Annotated in this window: 8 protein-coding genes; 5 read left to right on the top strand and 3 right to left on the bottom strand. The window is 65.5% G+C overall.

Going from position 1 to position 13,013, the window contains the following annotated elements:
* Positions 1-1,064: 1,064 nt before the first annotated feature.
* Positions 1,065-2,534, top strand: a complete 1,470-nt coding sequence (locus EMO90_RS08585) for an MFS transporter (RefSeq protein WP_223849767.1) — start codon at positions 1,065-1,067, stop codon at positions 2,532-2,534.
* Between the two features lie 126 nt (positions 2,535-2,660).
* On the top strand, positions 2,661-4,487 hold the full coding sequence (gene uidA, locus EMO90_RS08580) for a beta-glucuronidase (RefSeq protein ID WP_150354160.1): 1,827 nt from the start codon (positions 2,661-2,663) through the stop codon (positions 4,485-4,487).
* Between the two features lie 193 nt (positions 4,488-4,680).
* Here the strand turns inward: uidA and EMO90_RS08575 are convergent, their stop codons facing one another.
* Positions 4,681-5,601, bottom strand: a complete 921-nt coding sequence (locus EMO90_RS08575; RefSeq protein ID WP_150354159.1) for a family 43 glycosylhydrolase — start codon at positions 5,599-5,601, stop codon at positions 4,681-4,683.
* A 205-nt stretch (positions 5,602-5,806) separates the two neighbouring features.
* Here EMO90_RS08575 and EMO90_RS08570 point away from each other — a divergent pair, with 205 nt between their 5' ends.
* From EMO90_RS08570 to EMO90_RS08560, 3 genes are read left to right on the top strand one after another with little or no spacing between them, the layout of a single operon-like run.
* Complete coding sequence (locus EMO90_RS08570) at positions 5,807-6,523, top strand: GNAT family N-acetyltransferase (protein ID WP_150354158.1); 717 nt, start codon at positions 5,807-5,809, stop codon at positions 6,521-6,523.
* Positions 6,520-7,869 (top strand): MFS transporter, encoded by a 1,350-nt coding sequence (locus EMO90_RS08565; protein WP_395953127.1) that lies wholly within the window; start codon positions 6,520-6,522, stop codon positions 7,867-7,869. Before EMO90_RS08570 ends, EMO90_RS08565 begins: the two co-directional genes overlap by 4 nt.
* Before the next feature lie 34 nt (positions 7,870-7,903).
* The gene (locus tag EMO90_RS08560) at positions 7,904-8,383 is read left to right on the top strand and encodes a hypothetical protein (protein ID WP_150354157.1); all 480 of its coding nucleotides are present in this window, start codon (positions 7,904-7,906) and stop codon (positions 8,381-8,383) included.
* A 48-nt stretch (positions 8,384-8,431) separates the two neighbouring features.
* On the opposite strand, the gene EMO90_RS12170 is transcribed toward EMO90_RS08560, so the two are convergent.
* Both EMO90_RS12170 and EMO90_RS08555 read right to left on the bottom strand, forming a co-directional pair.
* Positions 8,432-8,593 carry a hypothetical protein gene (locus EMO90_RS12170; protein WP_190972015.1) on the bottom strand — a complete coding sequence of 54 codons (162 nt, stop codon included), beginning with the start codon at positions 8,591-8,593 and terminating at the stop codon, positions 8,432-8,434.
* A 337-nt stretch (positions 8,594-8,930) separates the two neighbouring features.
* Positions 8,931-13,010 (bottom strand): ATP-dependent DNA helicase, encoded by a 4,080-nt coding sequence (locus tag EMO90_RS08555; RefSeq protein ID WP_223849766.1) that lies wholly within the window; start codon positions 13,008-13,010, stop codon positions 8,931-8,933.
* Between the last annotated feature and the right edge of the window lie 3 nt (positions 13,011-13,013).

Below are 13,013 nucleotides of genomic sequence, written 5' to 3'. Positions count from 1 at the left end.
TTGCATTGTCTGCTGTTGTGATGGTGTATCCATATACCATCCAACACGCGCCGGGTGTCAGCCATGCCCCGAGACACGTGTCAGCCATGCCCCGAGACACCTGTCAACTATCCGCTCGAACTGGACAGGCCCGATCTGCCCAGTTTGCGGTGCGAATTAGGCGAATTAGGCGAGAACTGGGTGCAATTGGCCGCCAACCGGGCAAGAACTGGGCAGATCGGGCCGGTTCCGGGATTCGGCGCGACCGGGTGCGTGACACGGCGTGTGACCGGGTGCGTGACACGGCGTGTGACCGGGTGCGTGACACGGCGTGTGACCGGGAGAGTGACACGGCGTGCGGCGTGACCGGGAGCGTGACACGGCGTGGGCACGCCCGGTCACAGGGTGCCAGAATCGTTGGAATAAAGCCATTTTGAAATCCCCGTGACCGGGAATGGGCACGCCATGTCACACGCCCGGTCACAACACACGCCCAGTCACGCCCCCGGTCACGCACGCCCGGTCACACGCCAGCCCGCCTTCCAAAGAGAGGTTTGATCCCGAGCGGAAGCCGAAGAGCGCAGCGGAAGATCCCTAATCCGGGCGGAAAGTTAAGCATCCTCCGACTGCGCTGCGGCGCCCCGCCGCGGCGCCCTCGAGGATCAGCGAGATCGAGACGGGCAAAAGGTTTCCTCCCGGGCTCGAGCGCCGTTGCTTCGACTACCTCCACGCCATCGGCGACACCCCCAACAAAACCACCTGGCAAACTATAGGAGCATCAGGGGAATTAACCGTTTGGTCATCCTGAGCGGAGCGCGCAGCGCGGAGTCGAAGGATCCTTGGCTACTACACCCTGATCATTTGGTGCACAAAGGTTAAGGATCCTTCGCTTCGCTCAGGATGACCGAGGGACGCTCAGGACGACGCCCACCGTCCCTTCCAAGGCTCCGCATGCGTGCGGGGCCTTTCTGTTTGCCTTTTGTTAACCTTCCATGCAATGAAAACGCGTGAAACAAAAATGTGGCGCAGTTCACACCCGTAGATTGGAAGTATCAACCAAAGCGGCTATTCGAAGGAGAGTAGAGATGACTTCCGCAGCGCAAACACCCATCGAAGCCCAGAGGCAGGGCGGCATCAAGCCGTTCGGCATGGGCGACAAGATCGGCTACATGTTCGGTGATTTCGGCAACGACTTCATGTTCCTGTTCGCCAGCTCGTTCCTCATGATCTTCTACACCAAGGTCATGGGCATCCCCGGCGCAGTCGTGGGCACCCTGTTCGTGGTGGCCCGCATCATCGACGCCTTCGCGGACGTGACCGTGGGCATCGTGGTGGACAAGCTGCCCGCAGGCAAGGGCGGCAAGTACCGTCCGGTGATGATCAAGATGGCTCCGGCCGTCGTCATCTTCTCGTTCCTCATGTACCAGACCTTCACCATCGCCTCCCCGATGTGGGTCAAGATCGTCTACATGTACTTCACGTACATCATCTGGGGCATCCTCTACTCCTGCGTGAACATCCCCTACGGCTCCATGGCATCGGTCATCTCCCCCGACCCGCAGGACCGCACCTCCCTGTCCACCTTCCGCTCCGTGGGCTCCACGCTCGCCAACCTGGTGATCGGCGTCGTCGGCCCGATCCTGATCTACGAGACCACGGCCGACGGCTCCCAGATCATCCGCGGCGGCGAGGGCACCCAGATCTTCGCCATCGTCTCCGGTGTGTTCGCCGTGTGCGCCTTCCTGTGCTTCTTCGCCTGCTACAGGCTCACCACCGAGCGCGTCAAGGCCGAGGACCACTCCGCCAAGGCCGGCGAATCCGTGGAGCAGGAGGCCCGCTCCACCTTCGTGATGATCAAGGACGCGATCATGTCCCGCTCCATGGCCGGCCTGATCGGCGGCGCCCTGTGCCTGCTGCTCGCCATGATCTTCCTGCAGCAGATGGCCACCTTCGTCTACGCCGACTACTTCCGCGGCGCCAAGTACACCTCGATCGCCAACATGCTCGGCACCGTGATGATGCTCGGCGTGTGCGCCCCGCTCGTCAAGCCGCTCACCCGCAAGATCGGACACAAGAACATCGCCGTGCTCGGCTCGCTGATCGGCGCCATCGGCATGCTTATCCTGTTCCTGATCCGCACCACCAACCCGATCGTCTTCATCGTCGGCTACACCCTGAGCTTCATCGGCCTGGGCCTGTTCAACATGATCATCTTCGCCATGGTCACCGATGTGATCGACGACATCGAGGTCATCAAGGGCATCCGCGAGGACGCCACCTGCTACTCCGTGTACTCCTTCGCCCGTAAGGTTGGCCAGGCGCTGGCGGGCGGCGCGGCCGGCATCGTGCTGCAGGTGATCGGCTACCAGGAGGGCGCCACCGCCGTGCAGACCCCGGAGACCCTGCAGGGCCTGTACACCTCCAGCACCCTGCTGCCGGCCATCTTCTTCGCCCTGACCTTCGTGTTCATGTTCTTCGTTTACCCGCTCGACTCCAAGCGAGTGCTGGGCAACGAAGCCGCACTGAAGGCCAAGCGCGAGGCCGCCAAGGCCTGATCGCAGGCCGGCGTGGGCCCCTCCGGCCGCCGCCATCCAACGGGGCGCGGCGGCCGGCCCGAGTCCCGCGTCCCCCATCTTCCGCACACTTCCCCGCATAACTGAAACCACCAAGAAAGGAAGCATATGAGCTTCGCATCCCTGTACCCCCGCCTCACCGCCACCCGCCGCATCCAGGACATGTGCGGCACCTGGGACTTCCAGTTCGACCCCGAGTCCATCGGCGAGCGCGACGGCTGGACCAAGGGCCTGCCCGTCCCCACCGACATGCCCGTCCCCGCGAGCTTCGCGGACGTCTTCACGGACAAGTACTCGCGCGAGTACACCGGCGACTTCTGGTACTTCACCAAGCTGTTCGTCCCCGGCGAGTGGAACGACGGCAATCTGGACATCCGCTTCGACTCCGCCACCCACCACGCCACCGTGTTCGTCAACGGCTTCAAGGTGGCCGAGCACAGCGGCGGCTTCCTGCCGTTCACCGCGAACATCAACGACGTGGTCAAGCCCAACGCCTGGAACGACGTGGCCGTGAAGGTCAACAACGAGCTGAGCTGGCAGACCCTGCCGGTGGGCGAGGTGCACACGCTGCCCGACGGCACGAAGATGAGCGCCCCCTACTTCGACTTCTACAACTATTCCGGCCTGCAGCGCAAGGTCCGTCTGGTCTACACGCCGTTCGAGCGCATCGAGGATCTCTCCGTGGTGAGCCATGTGGATCCGTCCGCCAAGGACGCCGTGGTGGACTACGCGGTGGCCACCAGCGGCAGCCATGACGTGGAGGTGGTGGTGACCGACGAGTCCGGCGCCGAGGTGGCCCGCGCCACCGGCAAATCCGGTTCCATCACCATCCCGGACGTCCGCCTGTGGCAGCTGCGCGACGCCTATCTGTACACATTCACCGTGCGCATCCTGGGCGAGGACGGCGTGATCGACGAGTACTACGACACCGTGGGCGTGCGCACCGTGGAGGTGAAGGACAACCGGATCCTCGTCAATGGCCGCCCGGTGTACCTCAAGGGCTTCGGCCGCCACGAGGATTCCAACATCCACGGCCGCGGATTCGACCCGGTGGTCAACAAGCGCGACTTCGAGAACATGAAGTGGATGGGCGCGAACTCCTTCCGCACCTCGCACTACCCGTACGCCGAGGAGCAGCTGTACGAAGCCGATCGCGAGGGCTTCTTCGTGATCGACGAGGTGGCCGCGGTGGGCATGATGAAGTCGCTGATGAACTTCATGGACGCCGCCACCGGCACCGGCAAGCAGAAGACGTACTTCGAGGAGGAGTCGGTGCAGACCGAGACCCTCGAGGTGCACAAGCGCACCCTGCGCGAACTGGTGGACCGCGACAAGCGCCACGCCTCCGTGTGCGCCTGGAGCCTGCTCAACGAGCCGGACACCACGGTCCCCGAGGCCGTCCCGTACTTCAAGGCGATCTTCGATCTGGTACGCGAGATCGATCCGCAAGCCCGTCCGCGCACCTACGCCTCGGTGATGATGTCCCCGGCCGGCGTGGACAAGACCATGGACTTCGCCGACTTCATCATGCTCAACCGCTACCAGGGCTGGTACATCAACGGCGGCTACCCGATCGTCAAGGGCAAGCCGATGATGAAGGCCGAGCTGGAGAAGTGGCACGAGCTGCAGCCGGGCAAGCCGATCATGTTCTCCGAGTACGGCGCGGACACGATGGCCGGCGTGCACAAGCTGCCCAGCGTGATGTGGAGCGAGGAGTACCAGGTCGAGGTCCTCAAGATGTGGGGCGAGATCTTCGACTCCTACGACTGGATCGTGGGCGAGCAGCCTTGGAACCTCAACGACTTCCAGACCACCGAGGGCATCATGCGCGTGGACGGCAACAAGAAGGGCCTGTTCACCCGCGACCGCCAGCCCAAGATGGCCGCCCACTGGCTGCGCGAGCGCTGGATCGCCATGCCGGACTACAAGTTCTGACGTTGACGGAAAAGGGGAGGACAGGACCCTGTCCTCCCCTTTTCCGTCATCCTGAGCAAAGCGCAGCGGAGTCGAAGGATCCTTAATTTGTGCGCACAGTTAAGGATCCTTCGACTCCGCCCTTTCGGGCTCCGCTCAGGATGACGGAGGGATGCCCTTGCACTCAGGATGACCGCGGGGCCGCTGCCACGGCTCAGCCCGCCAGCCCGTTGTCCCACTCGTCATGCCATTCGAGCAGCGCCTCGCCCTCCCCGATCGAGATGGGCAAGGTCACGAGCTCCGAGTTGCCCAGATCCTTCGGATGCCAGCGGTCGCCGATGTACAGGAACCGCGTCGCGTGCCACTGGTCAGCGCCGTCCAGCGGGACGATGATGTCGCACTGCGAGTCGAACGTCTTTGATCCGGCCGGCGTGAACGGACGCCATTCGCTCCACGGACCATGCAGGTCCGTCGCCGTCGCATACATGTTGTCGTTGCAGTCCCAACCCGTCAGCTGCGAGCCAAACCAGTAGTACACCCCGTCGCGCCTGACCAGGATCGGGCTCTCATAGCCGAAGCTGTAGTTCGTGCCCCTGAGGCACACCACATCCTCCACCACGCTCAGGTAGTCGTCCGACAGCCGGTAGATGTGCGTGCCGTGCGGGCGGTCCTCCGACAGGATGTAGCCCGTCCCGTCCTCGTCCTGGAACACGCCGATGTCACGCGACTCGTAGCCGCGGAACTGGAACGTGGAGAGGAACTCGAACGGACCGGTGGGCGAGTCGGCGACCGCGGTGCCGATGTGCGCGTATGAATAGTTGTCCTCGCCATCGACGTGCAGATACATCACGTACTTGCCGGTCGAGGGGCAACGGAGCACCTTCGGACGCTCGATGATGCGCGTCGGCCCATCGATCGCTCCCTGCTCACTCACCGGCAGAACCACGCCCTCGTTGCGCCACTGCGCGAAATCCGCGGTGGAGTAGCAGGCCACGCCCTGGAACAGGTTGCCGCCCACCTTGATCTCGCCGTACGCGTACCAGCGGTCGCCGAACCGCTGCACGCCGATCCCGTGCAGTTGGGCCACGTTGCCGTCCGTGTCGCGGAACAGCTGAACGCCCTTCATAAGTGCCATGTCATATCCTTTCCCGTCGCCTCATCGCCGACGCCTGTTGTGCATCGTTACAATATCATAACGATACGAATTCGCACCCGCCGCTCCGAATGGCCCTGCATTCAGGCCCCGCACGCGCACCCCACGCTGGACCGTCGTCTACGCCACCCTGCTAGCATCGTATGGTCCTCCCACAGGGCCGCACGTTCACAAAGGAGCAGAAATCATGTGCGCCGCAGCAACCGCAACGTCGCCGGTACGCTATCGTCCCCTCATCTGGAATGACATCGACAAGATCATCCAAGCCTTCGACGACACCTGGGGCAACTGGGGGGTCACCGGCGGCAGACCCGAGTCGTGGCTGCTGTCCAAGCACTTCGTGATGCACTACCTCCAGCCCGCCACGCGCGGGGATGTGGCCGAGACCGCGGACGGCCGCTTCATGGGCGTAACCCTGGCGCGCGTCGTGGGCGAGCCCGTGCTGTTCCCCAACGCCTCCGAGGAGCTGGACCGCGTGGACCGCGAGCTCAACGCCACCGAACACGGCGCGATGGGGCTCAAGGACACGCTGCACTGGCATGCGATCGAAACCGACATGGAGAACGCCGTCGGCGTGAACGAATTCACGCAGGCCGAGGTGGAGCTGTTCCTGGTGTCCGCCGATGCGCGCGGCCATGGCGTGGGCGGCACGCTCTGGCGCCGCATGATGACCCATTTCGCAGAACACGGCGTGCGGCGGTACTACCTGCACACCGATTCAAGCTGCGATGTGGGCTACTACGATCACAAGGGCCTTGACCGCGTGGCCGAGCGCTACGCCAAGGACCACCCCGAGGACAACCGCCTTGGACAGGAAACGATGGACGACATCTTCATCTACGCGGGCGATGTGCCGGCGATCGGCTTCGGCAACCAGGAGAACCATGAGGAGGCCGCCAAGTGACCGCACCCGCCGCACCCGCAACACGGCGTGAGTCCCCGTACGCCAGCCTGTTCCGTCTGCCCGGCGCGAAGGCGTTCTGCGTCTCCGCGGCCGTGGCCCGCCTGCCCATCTCCATGATGAGCCTCGGCATCGTGCTCGCGCTCAACCACCTGTACGACAACTGGACCGTGGCCGGCACGATGAGCGCCACCTACATCTTCTGCGCGGCGATCGTCACGCCGTTCTACGCGCGTCTGTTCGACCGGTTCGGCCAGCGCCGCGTGGGCGTGGTGGCCCTTGCGGTGCAGACCGTGGTGATGCTGGGATTCGCGTTCGGTGCGGCCTTCCGCATCCCCATCCCGGCCCTGTTCGCGCTGGCCGTCGTCACCGGTCTCGCGCAGTTCTCGTTCGGTGCCCTCGTGCGCACACGATGGGCCTATGCACTGCGCGGCAAAGAGGATGAGGACTCGCTGCTCAACACCGCGTACGCGCTGGAATCGGCGATCGACGAGATCGTGTTCATCGTCGGCCCGATCCTGGCGGCTTTCCTGGCTACATCGGTCAATCCGGTCTCCCAGCTGTTCGTGCCGGTGATCGCCGCCGCCACCGGCGGCACGGTGTTCTTCTCCCTGAAGGGCACGCAGCCGCCGGTCATGACGCCGGTCGACGTCACCGCCCCGGCCGCGGACACCGGCAACGGTGAGGACGCCGGCCGCGGTCCCCGCATCAACGCGCTGCTGAAGCGCAACCGCCGCCCGCACGCCCGCACCAGAAGCGCGCTGCTGTATCCGGGTGTGTGGATCGTCGTGGTGGTGTTCGTGGTGTTCAACATGAGCTTCACCGCGTTCGACGTCTCCGTAACCGCGAATATGAAGGCCATGGGCGTGGAGCAGTTCGTGGGCCTCCAGCTCGCCATGTTCGCTGTCGGATCATGCATCGGCGCGATCGTGTTCGGCTCGGTGAAATTCCCGGGCTCCCACTGGAAGCTCATGGTCCAGTTCCTTGCGATCCTGACGTGCGGATTCGTCTCGTTCCGCCTCTCCATGAACCATCTGATCCTGCTCGGCGCGCTCGAGGTGCTGGCCGGACTTGTCGTTTCGCCGATGTTCGCCACCGGCAACCTCATCATCAAGGAATCCGTGCCCGCGCAATCGCTCACCGAGGGACTCGCGTGGGTGACCACCGGCGGTTCGGTGGGCGCCTCGCTCGGCTCCTCCGTGGCCGGTGTGGTGCTGGACGCGGGAGGCCCCGCCTTGGGTCTCATGATGCCGTTCATCTTCACCGGATGCGCGGTGCCGCTGGCCTTCGTGGGCTGGCTGATGGCCCGCAGGCGTGCGATGCGAATGTCCCCGACCGCGGACGTATAATCGTTTCACAACGTTTTTTTGGGAAGGGATTTCCATGGCAAACGGCGACGGCGACGCAAACAACATCGACATCAATGAGCATGCGGACGATCTGAAGGCCTCCGAGCTCATCAACGACAGGCCGCTCAAGCGGTCCGTGTTCGCGGGGCTGGCGCTGTTCGCCGTCTCGATGGCCATCCCCGGCGCCACGGCGACCGGCGGATGGCCCATCTCCGAGTTCGTCTCGTCCGTGGGCGCGTGGCTCATCGTCATCCCGCTGCTCCTGGTGTCCTGGCACCAGTCGCGCACCAAGAACCGCTTCGGCGCCGTCGCGCATCTGATCCTGCCTATCACGGGCGCGCTTATGATCGCCGCCCGCATGGTGCTGGTGCCGATGGGCGCCTCCACGATCTTCCTCAACCTATGGTCGATCGGCGCCACATTCCTGATCTTCCCGCTCGTCCAGCAACTGGTCGAACTGGTCTGCGGCAGCGTGGACATGGAGACCGGCGGGCGCCAAGTGCGCTACCAGTAGGCGATCGGAAAGCTCCGGCGCGGTTGGCAACCCGCGCTGGAGTTCCGGCTACTTCCGGTTCACCCAGTCGACGGCGAGACCGTACAGGACGATCGCGCCGAAGCACACCGCCAGCCACGTCCTGTCGACGTGGGGAACGATGACGATCATGGCAATGATCACAAGGGCCGGATTATGCCCGGGTTGGCCGGATTGTTTCGGAGAAGCCATGTGAGCTTCCTTTCTTATCGCTCGACGACCGGGCCGGTTGACCCGGCCGATCGCCCACACGCTGCTGTTCTGCTTCGGACAACACAGCTTCGACATGTGCGACAAATCAATATGATATCAATTTTGATACCATTAGACAACTAAGCCGACGCCGAGGTATAGTGGACTTGCCACAGCCAAAGTGCTTCGGCCGCGAAGTATCTCCAGATGGCCACTGATGAGCGTTCAACTTCGCGGAACTTTGGTCCGGCAGGGCGTTTTCGGCGTCCTCTTATCGGCTGAAAGGCCGCCGACATGGCAAGGTCGGCGGCCTTTCTTATGCCTTTTCCAATCCCGCTCAGTCCGTGTCCGAGCCTTCCGGCACCTCAAGTTCGAGCTGCCCCAGAATCCCCCCGGCGGATTTGCGCGCGGCCGCGATCGTGCGGCGCGACGGATCCGGCTCGCTCACGTAGTACAGCGCGGCGTCGATCGACTCGATCGGCACGCCCTCCACGCGCGAGTACAGCAGACGGTATAGGTCCAGCTGCGCAAGCTTGCGCTCCACATCCTCACGCTTGACGGGCCGGCGTCCGGTCTTCCAGTCGATGATCGTGCGGCGCGATGCGTCCGCCCCGGCACCCGGCGCATCGGACAGTCCGCCGAAGAACACCGCATCCAACTTGCCATTGATGATCTTGCCATCCAGTTCGGGCACGCTGACCACGATCTGCTGCTCAGCCGCCACCGGCATGCGCTCGGCCCACGGCGATCCGAGCAACCGACGCTGCCAGACGCCCAGCTCCTCGGTCTCCCCTGCCAGGGAAGGCGCATCGGGACGGTCCGCGTCGATCCGCGCATCCAGGAACCGCTCCGCCCACGCGTGGAAGATCGTGCCGGCCTCCGCGTTGGGCGAGGCCACGCGCGGGATGGGCCGCACAATGCCGCGCCAGTAGTCGCGCGACTCCCGTTCGGACAGATGGCCGCTGAGCGCCTGCAGGGCCGTGACGCTCTGTCTTCCGCCGCCGGCGATGCGCATGCCCCGGGCCTTCACGGCCGCATCCAGATCGGCCGCGGGGACGCCCGTCAGGCCGCCGGTCATCAGATCCTCGTCATCGCACAGCATGCGGGCGCGGGCGAGCAGGGAATCGGCCGGAACCTCGGCGGATGCGCCGGACATGCCGCCGCCGTCAGCGTCCTGCACATGCCGCGCCATCCGTTCCTCCACCATCGCGGCGGACCGGGCGAGCGCGCCGCCCACCCTGTCGCTCATCTCCCCCGGCCAGGCCAGCGGGACCACGTCGTCGGCGTGCGCGTCCAGCGGATCACGCCAGGCCGCGCCGACCACCGCACGCGCATAGCCCGCCGCATCGTCGCCAAGGAAATAGCCGGCCGGCGCGTCGGGACGGCCTGACGCATCAGGACGGACCGCGCCCCCAGCGGCGGCATCCCCGGCACTTCCCGCATCGCCTTCCCCAATCGCTTCGCGCACAGCCCTGTCCGCCGTCACCCGCCCCGCGCGCCCGGCCAGCGCATCATGCACCTCCAGCCAGAAATCGGACGCCTTGCGCTCCACGTCCAACGGCTTGGTCAGTCCCGCGGCAACGGGATCGCGACTCACGGACCCCGACTCGCAGAACGTGAGCAGCGCATCGGTTTTCGCGCGGGTCAGCGCCACATAGGCGAGCCGGCGTTCGTCGGCGTGCAGACGGCGGCCATACTCCTCGCCCTGCGTCAGATACCAGGCATCGCGATCGGCGTCGGACGCCGTGTCGTCCGCGGCGCGCATGGATCCGAACACCTCGTCGTCGATCGTCTCCACATCGTCCAAGGCGCCGAGCGCGGCGATCGGATCGGAGACCTCGTCGGTCTCACCGGATGCGCCAACCGCGGCATCGTGCGGGAACCGCGGCAAAATCCCGGCATCCACGCGCATCGGCACGGGCACCGCAGCCGGATCGGACAGCCAGGTGCGCGCCGATTCACGGTATTCGGGCGGGGTCCACGACCCATCGTCGCCCAGCCGTCCCGGATGATCGGGATCGGCGTCCACACGCAGATAATCGCCCTGGCTGCTGGGGAAATCGCCCTTGGACAGCCCCACCACGGCCACTGCGTCCCATTCGAGCCCCTTGGACTGATGGACGGTCATCAGCACCACATCGGCGGGCTGGTCCGGCACGCTCTGCGTCTCATCTGGCACCGCTCGCAGCGAATCGACCCATGCCATGAAGCCGTTGAGGTTCGGCGTAGCCCCCTCCACGATCTCCTGCACATACGTGTCCACCAGATCGACCACCGCCTCCACGGGCGCATGGGCCATAGCGGGCAGCACCGGTCCTTCCGGCCGCGCGATCGCCTGCGCCACCACGGCGTCGATGTCCAGATCCAGCGCCGCCACGGCCGTGCGCACCACATCCGCCAAAGGATGCCCCACCACGGCACGAACACGCCGAAGGACATCGGAGGCGCGGATCGCCGCATCGCTTCCGGCTGCGGACAGCGTTCCCGCCTGCACGGCACGGTCCAGCAGCGCGGCCAGATCATCGCGCAGCAGGAGGTCCGGCAGAAACACCGCATTGGCCACCTCGTCGCGATGCGCCTTGACCGCGTCGACCCACTGCGCGCGCGGGACGTCGGCGTCCGCCAATCCAGCCGTCACCAGCGCACGGAACCGGTACTCCACGTTGAGCCGCTCGGCCAGATCGGCCAGCGCGGCCAGATCGGCGGCGGACACGGCGTAGCGCGGGGTGGCCAGCAGACGCATGAGGGAGGCGGCGTCGGTATGGTCGCCGGCCACATGCAGGATGGCGAGCACGTCGCGCACATCAGGCCGCTCCAGCAGCGCCGAATATCCCACCGTAAGCGTGGCGAGCCCGGCCGCCTCAAGCGCCTCGCGGAAGACGGGCATGCGGGTTTTGGAGCGGAACAGCACGGCCACATGCGGGCTGAGGTCCGGCTTGGAGACACCGTCCGCTCCAGTGCCACCGTCCACCCCAGCGCCGTCGCCACGCCACTTCGCCGCGGCCGCCTTGATGAACCGGACCACGCCGTCGATTTCCTGGCCGAGCGTCTGGTATCCGAGCAGACCGATCGTGCCATCCTCCTTGCCGGGCAGCGCGGACAGTGCGGGCACGTCCACTTCGCGCATCAGCGAGCTGCCGGGTCTGCGGGGCGAGCGGCGCAGCGGCAGGGTGAGCGCATTGGCCGCATCGAGCACCAGTCCCGCGTTGCGCCGGGTGACGCTCAAGGCGTACGGCTTGGTTGACGGGTCGATGCCGAAGTCGTGCTGGAACATGCGGAATGCGCCGGGACTGGCCCCTCGCCATGCGTAGATCGACTGGAACGGATCGCCCACGGCGCTCACGGCCGTGCGGGGGTTGTGCGACGGGCCGACGAGATTGGCCCACGGGCCCTGTTGCACGTGAAACAGCGTGGCCAGCAGCGTGGCCTGCGTGGTTGACGTGTCCTGGTATTCGTCCAGCAGCACGTGTCCGTAGCGCCGGCGGTACTCCTCGCCGATCGCCGGGAAACGGGTGACGAGCTGGTAGGCGGCGATGGTGAAGTCGCCGAATTCGGCCAAGTTGAGCCGGCGTTTGGCCGCGTGATAGGCCTCCACCAGGCTCAGCAGCACCTCGCGCTTGCGCACGGTCTGCCTCAGCTGGTCGCAGTTGTACACGCAGGTGGCGTGCAGGGCTTCATCGCGCGCCTGCCGCCATTGGGCGAGCTTGCGTTCGATATCCTTCTTGCCGCGCGGTTTGGAGGGGGTCTTGGGCGCCTCGTCGGGTACGGGCTGGTCGCCGATCGCCTGGTCAAGCCGTTCCAGAAACGCCCGGTCCCACGCGCGCACGCGGTCGATGGCCTCGTCCACGCTCGCGCACCCCTCGCCGATCATGGATCCGCCGATCGCATTATTCAGCGCGAGCACGCCGGCCGCAAGCGTGGGGAACGCCCCCATGTCCAACCCATCGGCGCGGGCCTGACGCACCAGATCGAAACGATCGTCGATCACCTCGCAGGCCAGCTGATAGGCGCCGGCCTCGCTCAACGGCTGGGTGTTCTGGTCGAAGCCCACCAACAGGCCGTATTGGCGCACGATCGACTGGAAGAAGGCGTCGTACGTGCTCACCTGCGGCTTGAGCACCGCGGAGCGACGGCCGCCGGTCTGCCGTCCCGAAGATTGCGCCGATGCCGATTCCGTGGCCGCGGACACGCGCGACAGCAGCTCGGAGGCTGCCTTGCGCGTGAAGGTGAGGCCCAGGATCGTCTCCGGCGCCACCCCGCGCCCGATCAACCGGATGATGCGCTGGGTCATGGTGAACGTCTTGCCGGATCCCGCTCCGGCCACCACCAGCACATCGGCGTCCACGGGCGCGTCCAGCACCGCGGCCTGTTCGGGCGACGGCGTGAACGCGGGTTTGTTCGGATTGTTCTCGCTCATCGT

It is taken from the genome of Bifidobacterium vespertilionis (assembly GCF_008698145.1).
GTDB classification, from domain to species: Bacteria; Actinomycetota; Actinomycetes; order Actinomycetales; family Bifidobacteriaceae; genus Bifidobacterium; species Bifidobacterium vespertilionis.
The sequence above is the reverse complement of the archived record's forward strand: the minus strand, read 5'-3'. Positions and strand labels throughout refer to the sequence as shown.